The 22,856-nt window shown below is 72.2% G+C and carries 18 protein-coding genes and 1 pseudogene; 11 read left to right on the top strand and 8 right to left on the bottom strand.

Annotated elements, in window-relative coordinates:
- Window positions 1-22: 22 nt before the first annotated feature.
- The 4 genes from ACQPYA_RS27180 to ACQPYA_RS27165 all read right to left on the bottom strand — a co-directional run bounded on the left by ACQPYA_RS27180 (window position 23) and on the right by ACQPYA_RS27165 (window position 4,038).
- On the bottom strand, window positions 23-841 hold the full coding sequence (locus tag ACQPYA_RS27180; protein ID WP_433529887.1) for an ATP-binding cassette domain-containing protein: 819 nt from the start codon (window positions 839-841) through the stop codon (window positions 23-25).
- A 101-nt stretch (window positions 842-942) separates the two neighbouring features.
- Entirely contained in the window at window positions 943-2,037 is a 1,095-nt protein-coding gene (locus ACQPYA_RS27175) for a sugar ABC transporter substrate-binding protein (RefSeq protein ID WP_433529886.1), read from the bottom strand.
- Window positions 2,038-2,234: 197 nt separating this feature from the next.
- Window positions 2,235-2,714 (bottom strand): Cys-tRNA(Pro) deacylase, encoded by a 480-nt coding sequence (ybaK, locus tag ACQPYA_RS27170; protein WP_433529885.1) that lies wholly within the window; start codon window positions 2,712-2,714, stop codon window positions 2,235-2,237.
- 55 nt (window positions 2,715-2,769) lie between these two features.
- A complete protein-coding gene (locus tag ACQPYA_RS27165; protein ID WP_433529884.1) occupies window positions 2,770-4,038 on the bottom strand; it encodes a THUMP-like domain-containing protein in 1,269 nt (422 codons plus the stop codon).
- A 420-nt stretch (window positions 4,039-4,458) separates the two neighbouring features.
- Between ACQPYA_RS27165 and groES the strand changes: the two genes are divergently transcribed.
- The 3 genes from groES (at window position 4,459) to ACQPYA_RS27150 (ending at window position 8,290) form a co-directional block, all read left to right on the top strand.
- The gene (groES, locus tag ACQPYA_RS27160) at window positions 4,459-4,773 is read left to right on the top strand and encodes a co-chaperone GroES (RefSeq protein WP_089155197.1); all 315 of its coding nucleotides are present in this window, start codon (window positions 4,459-4,461) and stop codon (window positions 4,771-4,773) included.
- Between the two features lie 70 nt (window positions 4,774-4,843).
- A complete protein-coding gene (groL, locus tag ACQPYA_RS27155) occupies window positions 4,844-6,490 on the top strand; it encodes a chaperonin GroEL (protein WP_433529883.1) in 1,647 nt (548 codons plus the stop codon).
- 189 nt (window positions 6,491-6,679) lie between these two features.
- Window positions 6,680-8,290, top strand: coding sequence for a molybdopterin-dependent oxidoreductase (locus tag ACQPYA_RS27150; RefSeq protein ID WP_433529882.1), 1,611 nt, complete (start codon window positions 6,680-6,682; stop codon window positions 8,288-8,290).
- A 90-nt stretch (window positions 8,291-8,380) separates the two neighbouring features.
- Here the strand turns inward: ACQPYA_RS27150 and ACQPYA_RS27145 are convergent, their stop codons facing one another.
- Window positions 8,381-8,764: a WhiB family transcriptional regulator gene (locus ACQPYA_RS27145; RefSeq protein WP_433529881.1), complete on the bottom strand. Its 384-nt coding sequence runs from the start codon at window positions 8,762-8,764 to the stop codon at window positions 8,381-8,383.
- Window positions 8,765-9,017: 253 nt separating this feature from the next.
- On the opposite strand from ACQPYA_RS27145, the gene ACQPYA_RS27140 reads away from it, so the two are divergent.
- Window positions 9,018-9,821 (top strand): response regulator transcription factor, encoded by an 804-nt coding sequence (locus tag ACQPYA_RS27140; RefSeq protein WP_433529880.1) that lies wholly within the window; start codon window positions 9,018-9,020, stop codon window positions 9,819-9,821.
- A gap of 54 nt (window positions 9,822-9,875) precedes the next feature.
- On the opposite strand, the gene ACQPYA_RS27135 is transcribed toward ACQPYA_RS27140, so the two are convergent.
- Window positions 9,876-10,292, bottom strand: coding sequence for a DUF5319 domain-containing protein (locus ACQPYA_RS27135; RefSeq protein WP_433529879.1), 417 nt, complete (start codon window positions 10,290-10,292; stop codon window positions 9,876-9,878).
- Between the two features lie 222 nt (window positions 10,293-10,514).
- Here ACQPYA_RS27135 and guaB point away from each other — a divergent pair, with 222 nt between their 5' ends.
- From guaB to ACQPYA_RS27115, 4 genes are all read left to right on the top strand, one after another.
- The gene (gene guaB, locus ACQPYA_RS27130) at window positions 10,515-12,077 is read left to right on the top strand and encodes an IMP dehydrogenase (protein WP_433529878.1); all 1,563 of its coding nucleotides are present in this window, start codon (window positions 10,515-10,517) and stop codon (window positions 12,075-12,077) included.
- 38 nt (window positions 12,078-12,115) lie between these two features.
- A complete protein-coding gene (locus ACQPYA_RS27125) occupies window positions 12,116-13,234 on the top strand; it encodes a GuaB3 family IMP dehydrogenase-related protein (RefSeq protein ID WP_433529877.1) in 1,119 nt (372 codons plus the stop codon).
- A 168-nt stretch (window positions 13,235-13,402) separates the two neighbouring features.
- Window positions 13,403-14,800 carry a M1 family metallopeptidase gene (locus ACQPYA_RS27120; protein ID WP_433533645.1) on the top strand — a complete coding sequence of 466 codons (1,398 nt, stop codon included), beginning with the start codon at window positions 13,403-13,405 and terminating at the stop codon, window positions 14,798-14,800.
- Between the two features lie 173 nt (window positions 14,801-14,973).
- On the top strand, window positions 14,974-16,443 hold the full coding sequence (locus ACQPYA_RS27115) for a M1 family metallopeptidase (RefSeq protein ID WP_433529876.1): 1,470 nt from the start codon (window positions 14,974-14,976) through the stop codon (window positions 16,441-16,443).
- 60 nt (window positions 16,444-16,503) lie between these two features.
- Here the strand turns inward: ACQPYA_RS27115 and ACQPYA_RS27110 are convergent, their stop codons facing one another.
- Window positions 16,504-17,619 (bottom strand): LCP family protein, encoded by a 1,116-nt coding sequence (locus ACQPYA_RS27110; protein WP_433529875.1) that lies wholly within the window; start codon window positions 17,617-17,619, stop codon window positions 16,504-16,506.
- Between the two features lie 140 nt (window positions 17,620-17,759).
- On the opposite strand from ACQPYA_RS27110, the gene ACQPYA_RS27105 reads away from it, so the two are divergent.
- A complete protein-coding gene (locus ACQPYA_RS27105; RefSeq protein WP_433529874.1) occupies window positions 17,760-19,460 on the top strand; it encodes an FAD-dependent oxidoreductase in 1,701 nt (566 codons plus the stop codon).
- Between the two features lie 142 nt (window positions 19,461-19,602).
- The gene (guaA, locus tag ACQPYA_RS27100; protein WP_433529873.1) at window positions 19,603-21,159 is read left to right on the top strand and encodes a glutamine-hydrolyzing GMP synthase; all 1,557 of its coding nucleotides are present in this window, start codon (window positions 19,603-19,605) and stop codon (window positions 21,157-21,159) included.
- A 211-nt stretch (window positions 21,160-21,370) separates the two neighbouring features.
- Here guaA and ACQPYA_RS27095 read toward each other — a convergent pair.
- Window positions 21,371-21,718: pseudogene (locus tag ACQPYA_RS27095) on the bottom strand (PspC domain-containing protein); the annotation flags it as partial.
- A 144-nt stretch (window positions 21,719-21,862) separates the two neighbouring features.
- Here ACQPYA_RS27095 and ACQPYA_RS27090 point away from each other — a divergent pair.
- The gene (locus ACQPYA_RS27090; protein WP_433529872.1) at window positions 21,863-22,810 is read left to right on the top strand and encodes an NUDIX domain-containing protein; all 948 of its coding nucleotides are present in this window, start codon (window positions 21,863-21,865) and stop codon (window positions 22,808-22,810) included.
- Window positions 22,811-22,856: the final 46 nt, after the last annotated feature.

The raw sequence follows: 22,856 nt of genomic DNA, 5'->3' as shown, positions 1-22,856 counted from the left end.
TGATTCGCTCGCTGCGGCTCGCTCATGAGACGCCTCCCGTGGTGCTGTCGGACGGCGCCGCGCCGTTGCCGTTGGTGCCCGGGTCGGCGGCGAGTCCGAGCCCGCCGGAACGACCGGCGGTGATCAGCTCGACCACCTGGGCGTGGGTGATGTCGGTGGTCCTCACCTGGGCGACCATCTGGCCGAGATAGAGCGCGGCGATCCGGTCGGAGACGGCGAAGACATCGTTCATGTTGTGCGAGATGAGGACGACGGCCAGACCGTTGTCGGCCAGCCGGCGGACCAGTTCGAGTACCTGGGCGGTCTGCGCGACGCCGAGCGCGGCGGTCGGCTCGTCCAGGATCACCAGCTTGCTGTTCCAGAGCACCGCCTTGGCGATCGCCACGGTCTGCCGCTGACCGCCGGAGAGGCTGGAGACGTGCTGGCGCAGCGACTTGACGGTGCGTACGGAGAGCCCGGCCAGGGTCTCCGCGGCCATCTGTTCCATCGTCGGCTCGTCGAGGACGATGCCGTTGCGCTTCTCGCGGCCGAGGAACATGTTCTGCACGATGTCGAGGTTGTCGCAGAGCGCGAGGTCCTGGTAGACGACCTCGATGCCGAGTCCGGCGGCGTCCCGCGGGTTGTTGATGCTCACCGGACGGCCGTCGAAGACGAACTCACCGGCGTCGGTGGGGTGGATGCCGCTGATGCACTTGACCAGGGTCGACTTGCCGGCGCCGTTGTCGCCGACGAGCGCGGTCACCTCGCCCGGATAGGCGGACAGGGCGACGTCGCGCAGCACCTGGACGGGACCGAAGCTCTTGTCGATCCCGCGTAGCTCCAGCAGTGGGGTCGCGGACACGGGGTTCTCCTATTCACGGAGGGAGATCGGGGCCCGTCCAGCGGCGTCGCGCCGCCCGGCACGGGTTGCCGTGCCGGGCGGCGCCGCCTTGGCGGGTCGGGTCAGCTGATGCCCGCGTCGGTGCAGAGCTTGGCGTAGTTGCCGGTGCAGAGCTCGTCCTTGGTCACGTAGCCGTCGGCGATGACGTCCTTGACGTTCTCCTTGTAGATCGCCGCCGGGGTGAGCAGGACGGACGGCACGTCACGGCCGCCCTCCGGGTCCTTCACCGTCTGGCCGGTCTCCTTGCGCTCGCCCTTGGCCAGCGCGATGGCCAGCTCGGCGGCGGCGTCCGCCTCCTTCTTGACCGCCTTGTAGACGGTCATGCACTGGTCGCCGGCGAGGATGTTCTGCAACGCCTGCGGGTCGGCGTCCTGCCCGGTCACCGGGACCTTGCCGTTGAGGTTGTTCTTCTTCAGCACGGAGATGGCGGCGTTGCCGAGGCCGTCGTTCGCGGACAGCACTCCGTCGATCTTGCCGCCGGCCTTGGTGAGCTGCTGCTCGAAGATGGTCGCGGCCTGCGCATTGTCCCAGTCCGGCACCGAGTCGTCGGCGACCTTGGTGTACTCGCCGGCGTCGAACTTCGGCTTGAGCACCGAGTCGTAGCCGTTCTTGAACAGGGTGGCGTTGTTGTCGGTCGGCGAGCCGTTCAGGTAGGCGATCGCCGGCTTCTGCACGTTGGCCTCGGTGAGGCACTTGACCAGGCCCTCGCCCTGGAGCCGGCCGACGGCCTCGTTGTCGAAGCTGACGTAGTACTCCGCCGAGCCGCCGAGGGTGAGGCGGTCGTAGTCGATGGTGGCGACGCCCTGTGACTTGGCCTTGTCGAGGACGGCCTTGCCGGTGCCGGAGTCCAGGTTGACGATCATCAGCACGGTGACACCGCTCGTGATCATCTGGTCGGCGATGGTCTGGAAGGCGTTCTTGTCACCCTGCGCGTTCTGGATGTCCGATTCGACGCCGGCCGCGTCGAACGCCTCCTTGAGGAACTTGCGGTCGGCGCTCTCCCAGCGGACCGAGGACTTGCTGTCCGGCAGGATCACGCCGATCTTCGGAGTCTTGCCGGAGCCGGCCTGGTCGCCATCGGATTCGTTACCACAGGCCGTCAGGCTGCCGAGGGCCAGCAGGCCCACGGCGCCGACAGCGAGGAAGCCCTTGCGCATGTGCAGGGTCCTTTCGATGGTGGGGAAGGGTGTCGGTGTTGTTTTGTTGTGCCCGGCAACGTATTCCGCGTCACACGCCAGCACAAGAGTGCGGTGGCCACGAGTTTGTTGTCGGCGGTAACAATTCAGCAACGCCCCCGACACCCTGCCGGCACGCCCCGGTCACGGCGGCCCTCTCAACGGGCCGAACGGGCTGGTCAGGCGGTGGCGAGGGGAGCGGTGCGGGCGTCGGTGAGGGCGACCAGGTCCGCCGGGGCCAGTTCGACCTGGAGCCCACGGCGGCCCGCCGAGATGTACACGGTGGGATGGCCCAGGGCGGACACGTCGAGCACCGTGGGCAGGCGTTTGCGCTGCCCGAGCGGGCTGATGCCGCCGCGTACGTACCCGGTGGCGCGTTCGGCCGCCACGCGCTCGGCCAGCGCGGCCCGCTTGCCGCCGGCCGCCGCGGCGAGGGCCTTGAGGTCCAGCTCGCCGGTGACCGGCACCACCGCCACGGTGAGTGCGCCGTCCACCTCGGTCACCAGGGTCTTGAAGACCCGCTCCGGCGCCACACCGAGCACGGCGGCGACCAGCGCGCCATAGTTGGGGGCGTCCGCCGGGACGTCGTACGGGTGGGTGCGATGGGTGATCTTCCGCTTCGCCAGCAGCGCGGTCGCCGGCGTACCCCGTCCCGCCATGCCCGCCAACCTAATCCCCGGCCCGGCCCGAGGCCAGCGGCTTTCCCGGCCCGGCTCAGCTCACCGGCTGGCAGACGAGTACCGTCGGGGCATCGGCCACCCGGGTCAGCACCAGACTCGCCGGCTGGTCGCCGCCGAGCCGCAGGTCACGCCGGAGCCGCTCGGGTTCCAGCGCGGAGCCGCGCTTGAGGATCTCCACCCGGCCGACCCGGCGCTCCCGTAGCAGCGCACGCAGCCGCTTGAGCGAGAACGGCAGCACGTCGGTCACCTCCAGGCAGCGGGCGTACGGCGTCGGCGCCGCCTGGTCGGCGTAGAGGTACGCGATGGCCGGGTCGGCCAGCGTGGCGTCCAGCTCGGTGGCCAGCTCGGCGACCAGGTGGGCGCGGACCACCGCCGGATCCGGGTCGTAGACGAAGCGACGCACCGGCCCGACCGGCGCCTCGGCCTCCCCCGACCCGATGAGCTGGTGGACAGTTTCCCCGTCGGCCGGGTGGAGGGTTCCCCCGTCGGCGAGGTGATAAGAGGGGGCCCCTGCTCTACCGGAGGCGTTAACAGGGGGCCCTTCCTTCAACACGGTCGCGCGGCGGGGGGTTTTGGCGAGGGGGCCGCACCAGAGAGTGGCCTCGACCAGGTCGCCGTTGACGCTGACCCACTCGGCCTCGGCGCCGGCCGGGATGAGGGCGTGGTCGAGGCCGGGCGCGACCTTCAGCACCGTGTACGGCACCCGCTCGGCCAGCCCGGTGACGAAGTCCCACGGCGGCGAGTACGAGTTGGGGTCGAAGATCCGGCGGCCGGTGCCGGCCCGGCGGCGGGCCGGATCGCAGAAGACCGCCCCGACCCGGGTCACGTCGAAGGCGCTCGCCTCGCCACATTCGACGGTGAAGAGCTCGGCCAGCCCCGCCGCCTGCGCGTTCGCCTGCGCCAGCGCGGCGGTGAGCGGGTCGGCCTCCACGCCGTACACCCGGATGCCCTCGCGGGCGGCGGCGAGGGCGTCGGCCCCCAGCCCGCAGCCGAGATCGGCCAGGCTGGTCACCCCGGCGGCGCGCAGCCGCCGGGCCCGTCGCCGGGCGACGACCTGCCGGGTGGCCTGCTCCAGGCCCGGCCGGGTGAAGAACATCCCGTCCGCCGCCGGCCCGAACTTGCCGGCCGCCCTGCGCCGCAGCTCCACCTGGGTCAGCGCCGCCGCCGCCAACCCGGCCGGCACCCCGGCCGAGCGGAGCGCGCTCGCCGCGCTCAGCGGATCGCCGCCGGCCACCCGCGCCGCCGCGTCGAGCGCCGCCACCCCCTCCGCAGTACGCAACGCGCCCAGCCGATCCAGATCCACCCGCCCATCCTCCCGCCCCCACCTCGACACCCCACCCCCGGGCCAGCGCCCCCGCCCGCCGGGCGGCGCAGCCTCGACGCCGGCGCCGCCATCCGTCCGCCCCTCCGGGATGTGTCGCGCCGGAGAGTGGGGAGGCGGTCACCTGGCGGGAAGGGGCTGTCGGCGTGTTGCGGTCGACCCTGGCGTAAGAGTGGCGACACGAGGCGGCTGCGTTGGCACTCTCCTTGACGGAGTGCTAGCCGAGGAATAACCTGCGATTAGCACTCTCACCCTGAGGGTGCCAACGCTCGGGCCCTGGTGCCCGAGGGTTGAACGCCAGGCGGACCGGCACCCGCGACGACGGTTCCGCCCGGTGGCATGTGGCAGATTGACGCCGGTCGGCGCGCCGACCGGCAACGAAACCAAGTACCCCAGGAGGGTATGCCCGTGACTACCGCGACCAAGGTTGCGATCAAGCCGCTTGAGGACCGCATCGTGGTCCAGGCGAACGAGGCCGAGACCACCACCGCCTCGGGCATCGTGATCCCCGACACCGCCAAGGAGAAGCCGCAGGAGGGCACCGTCCTCGCTGTCGGCCCGGGCCGGATCGACGACAAGGGCAACCGCGTGCCGATCGACGTCTCCGTCGGCGACACCGTTCTCTACTCGAAGTACGGCGGCACCGAGGTCAAGTACGCCGGCGAGGAGTACCTGGTGCTCTCCGCCCGCGACGTCCTCGCGGTCATCGAGAAGTAAGCAACCGATCAGTGTCGTTGCCCCGGTCCGGCTCGCCGGGCCGGGGCAACGACGCTTCGAAGGGACATTCATGGCGAAGATCCTGAGCTTCTCGGACGACGCCCGGCACCAGCTGGAGCACGGTGTCAACGCGCTCGCGGACACGGTCAAGGTCACCCTCGGACCGCGCGGGCGCAACGTCGTCCTGGACAAGAAATTCGGTGCGCCGACGATCACCAACGATGGCGTGACCATCGCCAAGGAGATCGAGCTCACCAACCCGTACGAGAACCTCGGCGCGCAGTTGGTCAAGGAGGTGGCGACCAAGACCAACGACGTCGCCGGCGACGGGACCACCACCGCGACCGTGCTCGCCCAGGCCATGGTCCGCGAGGGCCTGCGCAACGTCACCGCGGGCGCCAACCCGGCCGGCCTCAAGCGGGGCATCGATGCCGCCTCCGCCAAGGTCTCCGAGGCGCTGCTCGGCAAGGCCGTCGAGGTCGCCGACAAGAAGGCCGTCGCGCACGTCGCGACGATCTCCGCGCAGGACGCCACTATCGGCGAGCTGATCGCCGAGGCGATGGAGAAGGTCGGCCGCGACGGTGTGATCACCGTCGAGGAGGGCTCTGCCCTCCAGACCGAGCTGGACGTCACCGAGGGACTCCAGTTCGACAAGGGCTTCATCTCGCCGAACTTCGTCACCGACGTGGAGGCGCAGGAGTCCGTCCTGGAGGACGCGTACATCCTGATCACCACGCAGAAGATCTCGGCGATCGAGGAGCTGCTGCCGCTGCTGGAGAAGGTCCTCCAGAACAACAAGCCGCTGCTGATCATCGCCGAGGACGTCGAAGGCCAGGCGCTCTCCACCCTGGTGGTCAACGCGATCCGCAAGACCCTCAAGGTCTGCGCGGTCAAGGCCCCCGGCTTCGGCGAACGCCGCAAGGCCATGCTCCAGGACATGGCGATCCTCACCGGCGCCGAGCTGGTCGCGCCCGAGCTGGGCTACAAGCTCGACCAGGTCGGCCTGGAGGTGCTGGGCAGCGCCCGGCGCATCGTGGTCGACAAGGAGAACACCACGATCGTCGACGGTGGCGGCCAGAGCAGCGAGGTCGCCGACCGGGTCGCCCAGATCCGCAAGGAGATCGAGGCTTCGGACTCCGAGTGGGACCGGGAGAAGCTCGCCGAGCGACTGGCCAAGCTCTCCGGGGGCATCGCGGTGGTCAAGGCCGGCGCGGCCACCGAGGTCGAGATGAAGGAGCGCAAGCACCGCATCGAGGACGCCATCGCCGCGACCAAGGCCGCGGTCGAGGAGGGCACGGTGCCCGGTGGCGGTGCCGCCCTGGCGCAGATCCTGCCGGTGCTCGACGACGACCTCGGCTTCACCGGGGACGAGAAGGTCGGCGTGTCGATCGTGCGTAAGGCGCTGGTCGAGCCGCTGCGCTGGATCGCCCAGAACGCCGGGCACGACGGCTACGTCGTGGTGCAGAAGGTCGTCGCCGCCGAGTGGGGCCACGGCCTCGACGCCGCCGTCGGTGCGTACGTCGACCTGGCCGCCGCCGGCATCCTCGACCCGGTCAAGGTGACCCGCAACGCGGTCACCAACGCCGCGTCGATCGCCGGTCTGCTGCTCACCACGGAGAGCCTCGTGGTGGACAAGCCGAAGGAGCCGGAGCCCGCCGCCGCCGGTGGTCATGGCCACGGGCACGGGCACGGCCACCAGCACGGGCCGGGTTTCTGACCCTGGCGTAGCACGCCGGACGTGGGGCGCACCGTCGTCGACGGTGCGCCCCACGCGCTGTCAGCCCCGCCACGCCGGGCACGGCGGCGCGATCGGTGCTCCTGCCTTCGGCCACCGGTACGGGAGCGGACGCTCACGTACCGCTTACCTGGCTACCGGACGGGCCGTCCGGTCGGAAACACTGGGCCGGTGAGCAGCACGACACCCCGGTACGCCGCCCTGGCCGGCGTCACCGCCGCCGCGGCGGCCATCGGCACCGGCGAACTGGTGGCCGCCCTGACCGGCCCCCGATCATCGCCACTGGTCGCGGTCGGCGGGCTGGTCGTGGAGACCGCCCCCGAACCGGTCAAGCGGCTCGGCATCGCGATCTTCGGCACGTACGACAAAATTGCCCTGCTGGTCGGGACGGCGCTGCTGCTCGGCGGCTTCGCCGCCCTGCTCGGGGCCCTCGCCGCCCGCCGGCTGGCGGTCGGCCTGGCCGGCATCGCGGCCTTCGCCGCGCTCGGCGTGGCGGCGGCGCTGACCCGGGCCGACGCCGACCTCGCCGACGCGCTGCCGTCGCTGGTCGCGGCGGTGGTCGGCGGGGCGGCGCTCTGGGCCTTCGTCGCCGGCCCGCTGGAACTCGACCCGTGGCCCTGGTCCCCACCCACCCCCGCGCCGCCACCCACCCCCGCGCCGTCGGGGGTGCCTGCGCCGTCGGGTGTGCCCGCCGACTCGGCGTCGGCGCCTGATTCGGAGTCGCGGCGGCGATTTCTCACCGGTGTCGGCACGGTGTTCGGGGTGGCCGTGGTCGGGGGCGTCGCCGGGCGGTGGCTGGCCGGGCGGCGCGGGGTGTCGGCCGCCCGCGAGGCGATCACCCTGCCCGCTCCGGTCTCCGCCGCGCGACCCGTGCCGCCCGGGGCCGACCTGGCGCAGCCCGGCCTCGCCAGCTACGTCACCTCGAACCAGAGTTTCTACCGGATCGACACGGCGCTGGTGGCGCCGCAGGTGGACCCGGAGTCCTGGCGGTTGCGCATCCACGGCCGGGTGGGCAACCCGATGACGCTGAGCTATGCCGACCTGTTGGCCCGGCCGATGGTCGAGCGGTACGTCACCCTGGCCTGTGTCTCCAACGAGGTCGGCGGTGACCTGATCGGCAACGCGCGGTGGCTGGGCGTACCGATCCGCGAACTGCTCGACGAGGTGGAGCCGTTGGACGGCGCGGACCAGGTGGTCGGGCGCTCGGTCGACGGCTGGACCTGCGGCACCCCGACCGCCGTGTTGCGCGACGGGCGGGATGCCCTGCTCGCCGTCGGGATGAACGGCGAGCCGCTGCCGATCGCGCACGGCTTTCCGGCCCGGATGGTGGTGCCCGGCCTCTACGGCTACGTGTCGGCATGCAAGTGGATCACCGAGCTGGAGCTGACCAGCTTCGCCGACTTCGACGCGTACTGGGTGCCGCGAGGCTGGTCCGCCCAGGGGCCGGTGAAGACGCAGTCGCGGATCGACACGCCCCGCCCACGCAACCGACCGGCCGCCGGCCCGGTCACGGTGGCCGGCGTCGCCTGGGCGCAGCATCGGGGCATCCGTCGGGTCGAGGTACGCGTCGACGGCGGCCCCTGGCAGGAGGCGGAGCTGGCCCCGACGGTCTCGGTGGACACCTGGGTGCAGTGGTCGTGGCGGTGGCAGGCTACCTCCGGCGAGCACACCCTCCAGGTGCGGGCGACGGAGAGCACCGGCGAGACGCAGACCGGCCAGCGGCAGCACGTGGCCCCCGACGGCGCGACCGGCTGGCACACCGTCACCGTGACGGTCACCTGACCCGAGGGCTCGTCGCTTTGCAGATCTTGGACAGTTCCCGTCCGGACCGGACGGGAACTGTCCAAGATCTGGTCTGGAGCGTTGGCGCGGTCAGGCGACGTTGCGCTGGGTGGGGACGGTCGACTTGTGTGCACTGCCCAGCCGGGCTTCCAGCCGGGTGACGTCGACCCGGGTCTGCCGGCGGTCGGCGAGATCCTCCCAGCCGATCGCGAGCAGCCGCAGCCGTTCCGCCTCGCTGAAGCCGCCCCACACCCCGTACGGCTCACGGACGGCGAGGGCGTGCGCGGCGCACTCCGCGCGTACCGGGCAGGTGCGGCAGACGGTCTTGGCGGCGGACTCCCGGCGTAGCCGCGAGGAGCCCCGTTCACCGTCGGGGTGGAAGAACTGCGCGCTGTCCCGGCCCCGGCAGGCGCCGAGCCGCTGCCAGTCCCAGAGGTCGATGATGGGTCCGGGCAGTCTACGTACGTTCGACATCAGCACCCCTCCTCTCGCGCGGCACCGCGAGATGCTTGTGGCCGGCTGTCCGGGTGGCGGGCCGCGCAGGCGCACCGTTCCCGGCCTGGCCCCCTCCGTACCCGGACCGTGCTCGGCTCACACGTCTTTGATCCAGAGCCTCGGACAGCTTGGGGCATATGCCCTATCTGCCGGAAAAATTAGGAGGATTGCCCGGAACCTCCTCCCGGGCCTGTCCGGTCATGGTCTGCTCGTCTGCGGAGAGGAGATGACTGTGCGTACGGTTCTTGTGTGCGTTCGGACGCCGCTCGCGGCGCAGCACCTGACCTCCGCGGCGGCGCGGCTGGGACTGTCGGGTGCCGTCCGGACGGCCGTCTCCGATCCCGAGGTGATGCTGCGGTTGGCCGAGCGTCCCGCTGACGTGGTGCTCGCCGACACGGCGCTGACCCGGCCCGACAGCGCCGGCTTCGTCCGCCGGGTGCTGGCCCGCGCGCCGCAGGCCGCCGTCCTGTTGCTCGGCGCGGAGGAGTCCGAGGCGGCGGCGGCGACCATCAGTGCCGGGGCGCGCGGGCTGATCCAGGGCGTGGATCACGATCTGACCAGCGCGGTCGCCAAGGCGTTGCTGCTGCTGGCCGCGCCCGGCCGGGCCAACCGCCACCGGATCGCGGACCCGGCCCGGGACGCCGCAGCGGTCGGTAGCCCGGTGCGGCCGGCGCAGGGTGGCCGGACCACCGGCGAACCCGTACCACCCTGGCCGGCCAACGGTGTCGACGCCGCCGGTGGCCCGGCGATGGTGCCGGTGCAGCGTGGTGACGACCCGGCCGAGCCGGGCGCCGAGCCCGAGCCGGGCAAGTCCACGCCGGCCCGGCCCGAACGGTCCGCGATCGGGCTCACCGAGCGGGAGTTGCAGGTGCTGCTCGGCATGGCCGAAGGCAAGAGCAACGCCGAGATCGGCCGCGAGCTGTTCGTCTCCGAGGACACCGTGAAGACCCACGCCCGGCGGCTGTTCCGCAAGCTCGGCGCCCGCGATCGGGCGCACGCCGTCGCCGCCGGCTTCCGCGCCGGTCTGGTCGCCTGATCCGGACGCCCGGTTGGGGCCGCGGGGCCGGGCCAGCCGGGGCGTCGGGCGGGGTCAGCCTCGGGGGCGGGGCTCGGGTTCGTCTTCGGTGCCGTCGCTCAGGGTGTCGTGCACGCCGTCGGCGTAGCCCCGGGCGTAGTCCCAGGTGACGTAGTGGTCGGGATCGGGGTCGTAGGCCGGCTCGTGCACCCGGGGCCGCCCGGAGGTGAGCAGGTGGCGCAGGTTGCCGCGGAGCAGGTCCCAGTCGAAGAAGTGTGGCTCCCGACAGTCCTCGCACTCGATGACGAGCCCGCGTACGCCGATCGGTGCGAGCAGCGCCTGGTAGATCTCCAGGTCGGCGAGGTCCTCCAGCACGTCCTGGCGCTCGACGTCGGTCAGTGGGTCGAGCGGTTCCGCGCGGCCGGGGTCGTCCAGGTCGGCCGCCGGATCGGTCGGGTCGCCGTTGAACGGGTCGATGGGCTCGTCTTGCACCCCCTCACCGTAGACCCAAGCCCTCGTTGATGCCTGTCCCCGTCGCGCAAGTCGATGGGCGACGGGAGCGTCGGGTGTGACCGCCGCCGCGCGTACGCGCCGGACGCCGGTGTCAACCGGGCCACTGGGTACGATGGGGCCGACGCATCCTCGCCCGGCGTTCGCCGGTGCCCACCCGCGCCACCTCACTGAAGCCCGTTCGAGCAGCTCAGGGGAGCAATCGTGGAGAATTCGCCCCGTACCGACCTTTCCGCCGGCAGCGAGGGTGGCGAAGTGGGCGGCCATCTGCCCGAGCTGCCCGCCGGCTCGGCGAGGGTGGTGCCGCTGGGGCTGACCTTCGACGACGTGCTGCTTCAGCCCGGCGAGTCGGATGTGGTGCCCAGCCGGGTCAACACCGTCACCCGGCTGACCCGCAACGTCACCCTCTCGATTCCGCTGCTCTCCAGCGCGATGGACACGGTGACCGAGGCGCGGATGGCGATCGCGATGGCCCGGCAGGGCGGCATCGGCGTACTGCACCGCAACCTCTCCGTGGAGGACCAGGCGCTCCAGGTCGACCTGGTGAAGCGCTCCGAGTCCGGCATGATCACCAACCCGGTCACCGCCAGCCCGGACGACACGCTGCGCGAGGTCGACCAGCTCTGCGGTCGCTACCGCATCTCCGGGGTGCCGGTGGTGGACGCCCAGGGGCAGCTCGTCGGCATCGTCACCAACCGGGACATGCGCTTCGTCTCCGATCCGGACACGAAGGTTCACGAGATCATGACCCGGGCGCCACTGGTCACCGCGTCGGTCGGGGTGAGCAAGGACGAGGCGCTGGGCCTGCTGCGCCAGCACAAGGTCGAGAAGCTGCCGATCGTCGACGGCGCCGGCAAGCTGCGCGGGTTGATCACGGTCAAGGACTTCACCAAGAGCGAGCAGTACCCGAACGCCACCAAGGACGACGCGGGCCGGCTGCGGGTGGCGGCGGCGATCGGCGTCGGCGAGGACGCGTACAAGCGGGCCCGGACGCTGGTCGACGCGGGTGTCGACGTGATCATCGTGGACACCGCGCACGGCCACCAGCGGGCCGTGCTGGACATGGTCAGCCGGCTCAAGAAGGACGTTGCCATCGACATCGTCGGCGGCAACGTGGCCACCTACGCCGGCACGAAGGCGCTGGTCGACGCCGGTGCCGACGGGGTGAAGGTCGGTGTCGGCCCGGGTGCCATCTGCACCACCCGGATCGTGGCCGGCGTCGGCGTGCCGCAGATCACGGCGATCATGGAAGCCGCCCGGGCGGCCCGCCCGGCCGGCGTGCCGGTGATCGGTGACGGCGGCATCCAGTATTCGGGCGACATCGCCAAGGCGCTGGTCGCGGGCGCCGACACGGTGATGCTCGGCAGTCTGCTGGCCGGTTGCGAGGAGAGCCCCGGCGAGCTGATCTTCGTGAACGGCAAGCAGTTCAAGGCGTACCGCGGGATGGGTTCGCTCGGCGCGATGCAGTCCCGTGGGCAGGCCAAGTCGTACTCCAAGGACCGCTACTTCCAGCAGGACGTGACCAGCGACGAGAAGCTGGTCCCGGAGGGCGTCGAGGGTCAGGTGCCGTACCGTGGGCCGCTGTCCCGGGTCGCCCACCAGCTGGTCGGTGGCCTGCGGCTGGCGATGGGGTACGCCGGCGCGGAGAGCATCTCCGAGCTGCACCAGCGCGGCCAGCTGATCCGGATCACCGCGGCCGGGCTCAAGGAGAGCCACCCGCACGACATCCAGATGACCGTCGAGGCGCCGAACTACCACACCCGCTGACACCCCCCCACCATCCCCGAACACACCTGGAGTCCCCCATGCGTGACGTGGTCGAGATCGGGCTGGGCAAGACCGCGCAGCGCGGCTACCACCTGGACGACATCGCGATCGTGCCGAGCCGCCGCACCCGGGACGTCGACGACGTCTCCACCGGCTGGCAGCTCGACGCGTACCAGTTCGGCATTCCCTGCGTCGGGCACCCCTCCGACGCGACGATGAGCCCGGCCTCGGCGGTCCGGCTCGGGCAGCTCGGTGGTCTCGGCGTCCTCAACGTCGAGGGGCTCTGGACCCGCTACGAGAACCCGACCAAGGTGCTGGAGGAGCTGGCCGGTCTGGACGAGGACGCCCGCGCCACCAAGCGGCTCCAGGAGGTGTACGCCGAGCCTATCCGGCCGGATCTGATCAGCGAGCGGGTCCGCGAGCTGCGCGAGGGCGGCGGCACGGTGGCGGTGCGGGTCTCCCCGCAGCACACCCTGGCGCTGGCCCCGGTCATCCTCGACGCGGGCGTCGACATCCTGGTCATCCAGGGCACGATCGTCTCGGCCGAGCACGTCTCCACCACCGACGAGCCGCTGAACCTCAAGGAGTTCATCGCCGACCTCGACCTGCCGGTGATCGTCGGCGGCTGCACCGACTACAAGACGGCGCTGCACCTGATGCGGACCGGCGCGGCCGGCGTGATCATCGGCATCGGTGGCGACGAGTGGTCCACCACCGAGTCGGTGCTCGGCATCCGGGTGCCGATGGCCACCGCGATCGCCGACGCCGCCGCGGCCCGGCGGGACTACCTGGACGAGACGGGCGGCCGGTACGTCCACCTGATCGCCGACGGTGACATCCGTACCTCCGGCGACATCGCCAAGGCCCTCGGTTGCGGCGCGGACGCGGTGATGCTCGGCGAGCCGCTCTCCCTCTGCGAGGAGGCACCGGCCGGCGGGGCCTGGTGGCACTCGGCCGCCAGCCACCCGTCGCTGCCCCGCGGCGCGTTCGAGGTGTCCGGCGAACCCCTCGGCTCGATGGAGCGCCTCCTCTTCGGCCCCGCCGACGAGCCCGACGGCCAGCTCAACCTCTTCGGCGGCCTCCGCCGCGCCATGGCCAAGTGCGGCTACCGCGACCTCAAGGAATTCCAAAAAGTAAGCCTAATCCTCGACCGCTAACCCCACCCACCCCGTCCCAGCCCCCCGCCCCCACCCCCGACCGCGCCGATCATGGACTTGTGGTGCCCGGGTCAGGTGGAATCGCCCCGGCCTGTCACCCACCACAAGTCCATGATCGGCGGGGCGGGCGGCGGTAGGCTCGGGCGGGTGAGTGGGGCTTTTGGGCGTATGGGGCGGGGGGTTGCGGTGGCGGTGGTCGCCGCCATTGCGCTGGTCAGCTGTACCGGGGAGCGGGAGGCGGCGGAGCGGGACGGGTTTCGGGCGGGCAGTGTGGATCTCGGGGACCCGTACGTGCCGGGTAGCGGCAACGGCGGGTACGACGTCGACCACTACCGGTTGGCGGTGCGCTACGACCCGGCCGACGATCGGCTCACCGGCCGGGCCGAGGTCACCGCGACGGCGACCCAGGGGCTGTCCCGGTTCAACCTCGACCTGGCCGGTCTGGAGGTCAGCTCGGTCACCGTGGACGGTGCGCGGGCCCGGCACCGGCAGGACGGCGGCGAGCTGGTCGTCACCCCGGCCCGGGGGCTCGGAAACGGCAGTCGGTTCACCGTCGAGGTGGCGTACGCGGGCGTGCCCGGGGCGGTCGCCGACGGCGTGCTCGGCAACGGCGGGTTCCAGCACACCGACGACGGCGCGATCGCGCTCGGTCAGCCCCACTCGGCGGCGACCTGGTACCCGGTCAACGATCACCCCTCCGACAAGGCCACGTACGACATCGAGGTGACCGTTCCCGACGGTCTCGCCGCGCTGAGCAACGGGGTGCCGGGGGAGCGGACCAGCGCCGACGGCTGGACCACCTGGCGCTGGGCCGAGCGGTCGCCGATGGCCAGTTACCTGACCACGCTGGTGATCGGAAACTACCGGGTGGAGAACGGCAGCCACGCGGGCAAGCCGCTGGTCACCGCCGTGCCGGCCGGGCTGCCCGCCACCGGGGCGGAGGCCGCCTCGCTGGCCCGCACCGGCGAGATCGCCGACTTCCTGGCCACCCGTTTCGGGCCGTACCCGTTCGAGGCGTACGGCGGCGTGGTGGTCGCCGACGCCCGGATCGGCTACGCGCTGGAGACGCAGTCCCGCCCGGTCTACGGGCCGGGCTTCTTCCGCACCGGTGAGCCGAACTACGGCGTGGTCGCCCACGAGCTGGCCCACCAGTGGTTCGGCAACAGCGTGGCGCTGGCCCGCTGGGGCGACATCTGGCTCAACGAGGGCTTCGCCAGCTACGCCGAGTGGCTGTGGGAGGAGCACGACGGCGGGCGCTCCGCCCAGCGCAACTTCGACCTCCAGTACGCGGCCACGGACTGGTCCCGGCCCACCCTCGATCCCGGCCCGGGGCAGATGTTCGGCAACGCCGTCTACAAGCGCGGGGCGCTCACCGTGCACGCGTTGCGGCGTACCGTGGGCGACGACGCCTTCTTCGAGATCCTGCGTGCGTGGACCACCGAGCGGCGGGACGGCACCGCGACCACCGACGATCTCGTCACCCTGGCCGAACGGGTCTCCGGGCGCTCGTTGGGTCCGTTCTTCGCCGCCTGGCTGACCGGCACCACCCCGCCCACCCTGCCCTGACCTCGGCCTCCTCCGCCGCCCTGCCCTCCTCGACCGGAGCCGGCCCGCCGCCGGCGTCGTATTCACGTTCTCTCGGTGATCATGTGTCGGTAGGCTGCCGCCTGCGATCGGATCGAGGCTGGTCGTGGTGGCCGGCCATCGACCGGTCACCAGTCACGGGGAGAGGACGGACGATGACAGGTGAGCGGGTACGGCTGCGGCGGGGCGTGGCCGCGCTGCTGGTGGGGGCCCTGGGGCTGACCGGCTGCGAGGCGGCCGCGCCGGAGCAGACGGCGTCGCCGTCGGCGTCACCGAGCGAGTCGGCGGCGCCGGCGCCGGACTTCCAGCCGGGCGCCGCGGGGGCCGGCGACCCCTACTTCCCCGGGTACGGCAACGGCGGCTACGACGTCGCCGGCTACACGGTGAAGGTCCGCTACGACCCGGCGAAGGACCAGCTGAGCGGTGTGACCACGGTGCAGGGCCGGGCGACCGCCGACCTCTCCTCGTTCAACCTCGACCTGGCCCACCTGAAGGTGAGCGCGGTGACCGTGGACGGTGCGCCGGCCAAGCATCACCAGGAGAAGAACGAACTGGTCATCGCGCCGACCGAGGGCCTGGTGTCGGGCCGGGACTTCACCGCGGAGATCACCTACGCGGGCCAGCCGAAGGCGCTGAAGAATCAGGCGGTCGGCGAGGGCGGCTGGCTGCACACCTCCGACGGCGCGATCGCCCTCGGGCAGCCCGAGTCGGCCAGCACCTGGTTCCCGGTCAACGACCACCCGTCGGACAAGGCCACCTACCGGTTCGAGATCACCGTCCCGGACGGCCTGACCGCGGTCAGCAACGGCGTGCCGGGCGGCAAGACCAGCGCGGACGGCTGGACCACCTGGCGCTGGGCCGAGAACACGCCGATGGCGAGCTACCTGAGCATGGTGGCGATCGGGAAGTTCCGGCTGACCGAGGGGAAGCACAAGGGACGGCCGGTGTTCCACGCGGTCACCACGAAGGTGCCCAAGGGCGCCGCGGATGCCTCGATGGCCAAGACCGTCAAGGTGGCCGACTACCTGGAGAGCGTCTTCGGCCCGTACCCCGTCGAGGCGTACGGGGGAGTGGTCGTCTCCGACGAGCGGATCCGGTACGCGCTGGAGACGCAGAGCCGGTCGGTCTACTCGGCGGGTTTCTTCCGCCGGGGCGAGAACACCAATGTGGTCGCGCACGAGGTCGCCCACCAGTGGTTCGGCAACAGTGTGGCGCTGAGCCGGTGGCAGGACATCTGGCTCAACGAGGGTCTGGCGTCGTACGCGCAGTGGCTGTGGGCCGAGCACAGCGGTGAGTCCACCGCGAAGGAGGCGTTCGACATCCGGCTGGCGCGGGTGCCGGCGGAGGTCTGGCGGACCCCGCCCGGCAAGCCGGGGGTGAAGAACCTGTTCAGCGAGTCGGTCTACGAGCGCGGGGCGATGACCGTGCACGCGCTGCGGGTCTCCGTCGGCGACAAGGCGTTCTTCGAGATCCTCAGGACCTGGGCCAAGGAGAAGCGCGACGCGAACGCCACCACGGAGGAGTTCGTGGCGCTGGCGGAGCGGATCTCCGGCAAGAAGCTGGACAAGCTCTTCGACGCCTGGCTCTACGGCAAGAAGAAGCCCGCCGCCCCCAAGCGGCTCTAGGCCCGGCCCAGCCGGAATGCCGCCGCCGGGCCGGAGTTCGATCGCCCGGCGGCGGGCCGGTCAGGCCGGCAGCTTGAGCTTCGGGTTCTTGGCGAGGAAGGCGTCGACCCGACCGGCGCGCAGCTCGCTGAGGAAGTCGCGGCTGGTCCTGGTCAGCTCCTCGCCCCGGTAGGAGTTGCCCTGGCCGACCGCCGCGCCCGGCAGGCCGACCAGCGTGAGCGCCTCCGGCGAGAGCCCGCCGAGGGCGTACGCGAACTCCACGATCCGCCGCCCGCCGACGTAGACCAGCATGTCCCCGAGCGCCCCGACCACCTGTTCGACCCGCTCGGGTTGCCGGGCCAGGTTGTCGTCGAGCATCTTCACGACCAGCGCGTGGATCAGTTGTTGCTGGTGGCGCTGCCGGGTGTAGGCGCCGCCGGGCAGGTAACGCTGGCGGGCGAAGTCCAGCGCCTGCCAGCCGTTGAGATGCTGGTCGCCGGGTTCGTAGACCATCTGCGGCCCGGTGTAGCCGCCGACTCCGGGGCCCGGCTCCCGGTGCTTGCCGTCCGGGCGGCGGTGCCGCGAGACCACCCGCTGGTCCACGTGGATGTCGACCCCGCCCAGGCTGTCCACCAGCCTGTCGAAGCCGCCGAAGGTGAGCACCGCGCCGGCATCGATGCGCAGGCCGGTGTAGTCGCTGACGACCCGGCGCAGCAGGTCGTACCCCTGGGCCGGGTCCGGTTGCTTCGGCCGCTCCGGCACCCGGCTGCCGTAGCTCATCACGTTGGTGAGCTTGGTCCGCCCGCCGGAGTAGCTGGCGGGCTTGAACGCCGGAACGTCCACCACCAGATCGCGGGGGAGGGCGAAGAGGTACGCCCGGGACAGCCCGGCCGGCACGTGCAGGATGAGTACGGCGTCGGCGTGCGGCTCCCAGCCGGGCACACTGACCCGGGTGTCGACGCCGACCAGCAGCAGGTTGAGCGGGCCGGTGATGTCCGCCCCCGGCGGCGGGGTGCTCGGGCTCGGGCTCGGCTGCGTGCTCGGTGACACGGGCGTCGTGGTGGACCCGGCGGCCGGCGCCGCCCGGTCGCCGCTGACCGTCCGGCCGACCACCACCGCGCCGACGGCCACCACGGCCACCGTGACCAGACCGGCCAGCACCAGCGTCAGCCGTCGCCGATTTCCTCCGAACACCATCCCCGCCTCCTTCTGCCGTACCGACCCGAACGGGCTCGGGATTGCCGGCCGGCCCTGCGTCGCCGGCGACGGCGACGCGCTGCATGATCGCGCGGAAACTGCTCCTGGCGCGAGATCTACTCGCGAGTAATGATGCGTTCATGCGGTACGACGTGGTCGTCATCGGGTCGGGCTTCGGCGGCAGCGTCGCCGCGTTGCGGCTGGCCGAGAAGGGCTACTCGGTCGGCGTGCTGGAGGCTGGTCGGCGCTTCGTCGACGACGAGTTTCCGCGGACCTCGTGGCAGCTGCGTCGGTTCCTCTGGGCGCCGCGGCTCGGCTGTTTCGGCCTCCAGCGGATCACCCTGCTCCGGGCGGCCGACCGGCGGGCCGGCGGCGGGGTGCTGGTGCTCTCCGGCGCGGGGGTCGGCGGCGGCTCGCTGGTCTACGCCAACACGCTCTACGAGCCGCTGGACGCCTTCTACGCCGACCCGCAGTGGCGGGACATCACCGACTGGCGGGCCGAGTTGGCTCGGCACTACGACCAGGCGAAGCGGATGCTCGGAGTGACCGCGTACCCGATCGTCACCGGCGCGGACCGGGCGATGCGGCGGGTGGCCGAGCGGATGGGCGCGGGGCACACCTTTCACGCCACCCCGGTCGGGGTGCACATCGGCCGGCCGGGGGAGCGGGTCGCCGACCCGTACTTCGGCGGCGTCGGGCCGGAGCGCACCGGCTGCACGCACTGCGGCGCCTGCATGACCGGCTGCCGCCAGGGCGCGAAGAACACGCTGGTCAAGAACTATCTCTGGCTGGCCGAGCGGCTCGGCGTCGAGGTGCATCCGCTGACCACGGTGACCGCGGTCCGGCCGGCCGGCGGCGGGTACGCGGTGCACACCGAGCGCACCGGCGCCTGGCTGCGCAGGGGCCGGCAGGTGATCCACGCCGATCAGGTGGTCTTCGCGGCCGGGGCGCTGGGCACCCAGCGGCTGCTGCACGAGATGCGTGACTGCGGTGCCCTGCCCGGTCTCTCGCCCCGGCTCGGTGAGCTGACCCGGACCAACTCGGAGGCGATCCTCGGCGCCTCGGTGCCGCACCGGCGGGCCCGCGAGCGGGGGCTGGACTTCACCGAGGGGGTGGCGATCACCAGCTCGTTCCACCCCGAACCGCAGACCCACATCGAGCCGGTCCGCTACGGGCGGGGCTCGAACGCGATGGGGCTGCTCCAGTCGCTGCTGGTCGACGGCGGGCCGCACCGGGTGCGCCGCTGGCTGGCGCTGCTCGTCCGGCATCCCGGCCGGGCCGCCCGGATGCTCTCCGTGCGCGGTTGGTCGGAGCGTACGGTGATCGCCCTGGTGATGCAGTCGGCGGACAACTCGTTGACCACCCGGCTGCGGCGTGGTCGGCTCGGCCGCCGGCTGGTCTCCGGCCCTGGCCACGGCGTCCCGAACCCGACCTGGATCCCGGCCGGCAATCGGGCGGCCCGGCTGCTCGCCGAGGAGATCGACGGTACGCCGGGCGGCGCGCTGACCGAGCCGTTCGACATCCCGCTGACCGCGCACATCCTCGGCGGAGCGGTGATCGGCGCCTCCCCGGCCGACGGGGTGATCGACCCGTACCACCGGCTCTACGGCCACCCCGGCCTGCACGTTGTCGACGGCGCGGCGGTCTCCGCCAACCTCGGCGTCAACCCCTCCCTCACCATCACCGCCCAGGCCGAGCGGGCCATGTCCCTCTGGCCCAACCGGGGCCACCCCGACCCCCGCCCACCCCTCGGCGCCCCCTACCGCCCCCTACCCCCCGTCCCCCCACTCCACCCCGCCGTGCCCCCGCACGCCCCCGCCGCCCTCCGCCCACCCCACTGACCCCCGCCGATCTTGCAGTTCTGGTGGGGGTGAAAGGTGCATGAGACGCGTACGCGCGCCCGAAAGCGCATGATCGGCGGAGCGTGGGGGGAGGGACGGTGCGCGCGGGGAGGCGTCGTCACGCTGGGTAGGATTGCCGATTATGAGCCTGCCGCGTCCTGTCCTCGTGGTCGACTTCGGAGCCCAGTACGCCCAGCTGATCGCGCGCCGGGTGCGTGAGGCTCGGGTCTACTCCGAGATCGTCCCGCACACCATGCCCGTGGCCGAGATGCTGGCCAAGAATCCGGCCGCGATCATCCTCTCCGGCGGCCCGGCCAGCGTCTACGCGCCGGACGCCCCGCAGGTCGACGACGGTCTGTTCACCACGGGCGTGCCGGTCTTCGGCATCTGTTACGGGTTCCAGGCGATGGCCCGCTCGCTCGGCGGCACGGTGGCCCACACCGGCAATCGCGAGTACGGCGGCACCCCGCTGCGCCCCCGCCTGCTCGCCCCCGGCGTGCTGCTCCGCGACCTGCCGGCGGACCTGTCGGTCTGGATGAGCCACGGCGACTGCGTGACCGAGGCCCCCGAGGGCTTCACGGTGACCGCCGAGTCGGCCGGCGCTCCGGTCGCCGCCTTCGAGGACCTGGCCGGCCGGCGGGCCGGCGTGCAGTTCCACCCCGAGGTGGGGCACACCGCGTACGGGCAGGAGATGCTGACCCGCTTCCTGTACGAGATCGCCGAGATCGAGCCGACCTGGACGCCCGAGAACATCATCGACGAGCAGGTGGCCCGGATCCGCGCGCAGGTGGGCGAGAAGGAGGTCATCTGCGGCCTCAGCGGCGGGGTCGACTCCGCGGTCGCCGCCGCGCTCGTCCACAAGGCCGTCGGCGACCAGCTCACCTGCGTCTTCGTCGACCACGGCCTGCTGCGCGCGGGCGAGGCCGAGCAGGTGGAGAAGGACTACGTCGCCGCCACCGGCATCAAGCTGAAGGTGGTCGACGCAGCCGACCGGTTCCTCGACGCGCTGGCCGGGGTGACCGACCCGGAGCAGAAGCGCAAGATCATCGGCCGGGAGTTCATCCGGGTCTTCGAGGCCGCCGCCCGGGAGATCGCCTCGCACGGTGACGTCGAGTTCCTGGTGCAGGGCACCCTCTACCCGGACGTGGTCGAGTCGGGCGGCGGCACCGGCACCGCCAACATCAAGAGCCACCACAACGTCGGCGGGCTGCCCGAGGACCTGAAGTTCGCCCTGGTCGAGCCGCTGCGCACGCTCTTCAAGGACGAGGTCCGTACGCTCGGTCTCCAGCTCGGCCTGCCCGAGGCGATGGTCTGGCGGCACCCGTTCCCGGGCCCCGGGCTGGCCATCAGGATCATCGGCGCGGTGGACCGGGATCGGCTCGACGTGCTCCGCCGGGCCGACTTCATCGCCCGCCAGGAGCTCACCGCCGCCGGTCTGGACCGGGACGTGTGGCAGTTCCCGGTGGTGCTGCTCGCCGACGTGCGCAGCGTCGGCGTGCAGGGCGACGGGCGCAGCTACGGTCACCCCGTGGTGCTGCGCCCGGTCTCCAGCGAGGACGCGATGACGGCCGACTGGTCCCGGCTGCCCTACGACGTGATCGCCAAGATCTCCACCCGGATCACCAACGAGGTCGCCGAGGTGAACCGGGTGGTCCTGGACGTCACCAGCAAGCCGCCGGGCACCATCGAGTGGGAGTGACCCCGACTCACGCCGCCGGTCCGGCCAGCGGCTGAGGCGCCGGCCGGCTCTCCGGCTCCGGCGTGGCCACGGGCTCCGGCTGCGGTCCGGGCTCCGGCGTACCCACGGTGTGGGGCACGGTCACCGGCTCGGACGCGGCGTCGGCCGCCGGCGGTGCGGGCTGCGCGGCCGGAGCCGGCTGGGCAGCCGATGCCGGCGGCGTGCCCACCGGGCCGGAGTGCGGCGCGGGGCCGCCTGGTGCGGGGAACGGCCAGGCGGGGTGCGGGGTGACCGTGGGGCCGGTGGGCGGCGGGCCGCTGCCCGGCCCGTACGGCGCGGCGCCCGGCGCGTGCGGCCAGGCCGGCGTGCCGGCCGGCTCCTCGGGCATCAGGAACCACATGATCGGGTACGCGAGCGCGGCGATGCCGCCGGTGAGCAGCGTGGTGACCGCGAACACGACCCGCACCAGGGTGGGGTCGACGGCGAAGTAGCGGCCGATGCCGCTGGCCACGCCGGCCACCATCCGGTCGGTGGTCGGGCGGCGTAGCTGCTTGTACGGGGCCTGAGGTGTGGAAGTCATGACTCCACGGTCCTCGTTCCGGCGCGCATCGACCTCGGTGACCGCCCGGATCCATACCCTGACCTATCCCTCAGGGGGGAGTGATCAGTCAGGAATCCGACTCTTTTCCGCGTCGGTAACGGGGCACAGGGAGAATTTGCCTCCGTGACCACCATGCTGGAGCCGCTGCGCAGGATCGCGGCATACGCAGTCTGTACTGATTCGGTAGACCGAGTGTTGCTGGTCCGCGCATCGGAGCGCTCCGGCACACCCGGGACGTGGTCCCTGCCCGGCGGGGCGGTCGACCACGGCGAGGATCCCAACCACACCGTCGTCCGCGAGACCGCCGCCGAGACCGGCCTGTCGGTGGCCGTCGCCGGCCTGCACGACGTGCTGGCCGACATGCGGGCGTTGCCCGAGCGCGGCATCACCATCCACACCGACCGCTTGGTCTACCGGGTCTCGATCCGGGGTGGTTCGTTGACCGACCGGGTCGACCGGCCGACCGACCTGGCCCGCTGGTTCACCCTGGACGAGGCGCGGCAGCTGCCGCTGCGCTCGTTCACCGCACGGGCCCTCGGGCTGCCCGCCTCCTCGGCGGACATCGTGCCCGACGAGCCCCCGGAGTTCCCCTCCTTCTACGCGGTGCCCGGTCCCGACGGGCTGCACCGGGCACAGCGCTTCGCCGCGTACGCCGTGGTCACCGACCCGGCCGGGCGGGTGCTGCTGACCCGGGTCTCCGACGGCTACCCGGGCGCGGGCTGCTGGCACCTGCCCGGCGGTGGCACCGACTACGGCGAGCAGCCGGGCGCGGCGCTGATCCGGGAACTGGTCGAGGAGACCGGTCAGACCGGACGCCTCGTCGAGCTGCTCGGGGTCGCCAGCCACCGGGACGCCGCCTCGCTCGGCCCCGAGGGCTACCCGATCGACTGGCACGGCGTACGTGCCTTCTACCGCGTCGTGGTGGACCAGCCCGCCCCACCCACCGTCGCTGACGTCGGCGGCTCCACCTGCGAGGCCCGCTGGTTCGCCCGCGAGGAACTCGGCGCTCTCCCCACCGACCGCCTCACCGAGGTCACCGCCGAAGCCGTGCAGGCCGCCCGCCTCACCTGATCCACCCGCACCCCTCCTGCCGCGTTGATCATGAAGTTATTGTCGA

Origin of the sequence: Micromonospora sp. CA-263727 (assembly GCF_050942455.1) — a bacterium.
In the GTDB taxonomy this organism is placed as follows: domain Bacteria; phylum Actinomycetota; class Actinomycetes; order Mycobacteriales; family Micromonosporaceae; genus Micromonospora.
The sequence above is the reverse complement of the archived record's forward strand: the minus strand, read 5'-3'. Positions and strand labels throughout refer to the sequence as shown.

Bases quoted from the DNA above. Each gene is read 5' to 3' on its own strand.
- ACQPYA_RS27175 (WP_433529886.1), bottom strand. From the start codon at position 2,037: ATGCGCAAGGGCTTCCTCGCTGTCGGCGCCGTGGGCCTGCTGGCCCTC.
- ACQPYA_RS27145 (WP_433529881.1), bottom strand. From the start codon at position 8,764: ATGTCGAACGTACGTAGACTGCCCGGACCCATCATCGACCTCTGGGAC.
- ACQPYA_RS27120 (WP_433533645.1), top strand. From the start codon at position 13,403: ATGGGGCGGGGGGTTGCGGTGGCGGTGGTCGCCGCCATTGCGCTGGTC.
- ACQPYA_RS27115 (WP_433529876.1), top strand. From the start codon at position 14,974: ATGACAGGTGAGCGGGTACGGCTGCGGCGGGGCGTGGCCGCGCTGCTG.
- groL (WP_433529883.1), top strand. From the start codon at position 4,844: ATGGCGAAGATCCTGAGCTTCTCGGACGACGCCCGGCACCAGCTGGAG.
- ACQPYA_RS27105 (WP_433529874.1), top strand. From the start codon at position 17,760: ATGCGGTACGACGTGGTCGTCATCGGGTCGGGCTTCGGCGGCAGCGTC.
- ACQPYA_RS27125 (WP_433529877.1), top strand. From the start codon at position 12,116: ATGCGTGACGTGGTCGAGATCGGGCTGGGCAAGACCGCGCAGCGCGGC.
- guaA (WP_433529873.1), top strand. From the start codon at position 19,603: ATGAGCCTGCCGCGTCCTGTCCTCGTGGTCGACTTCGGAGCCCAGTAC.
- ybaK (WP_433529885.1), bottom strand. From the start codon at position 2,714: ATGGCGGGACGGGGTACGCCGGCGACCGCGCTGCTGGCGAAGCGGAAG.
- ACQPYA_RS27110 (WP_433529875.1), bottom strand. From the start codon at position 17,619: ATGGTGTTCGGAGGAAATCGGCGACGGCTGACGCTGGTGCTGGCCGGT.
- groES (WP_089155197.1), top strand. From the start codon at position 4,459: ATGCCCGTGACTACCGCGACCAAGGTTGCGATCAAGCCGCTTGAGGAC.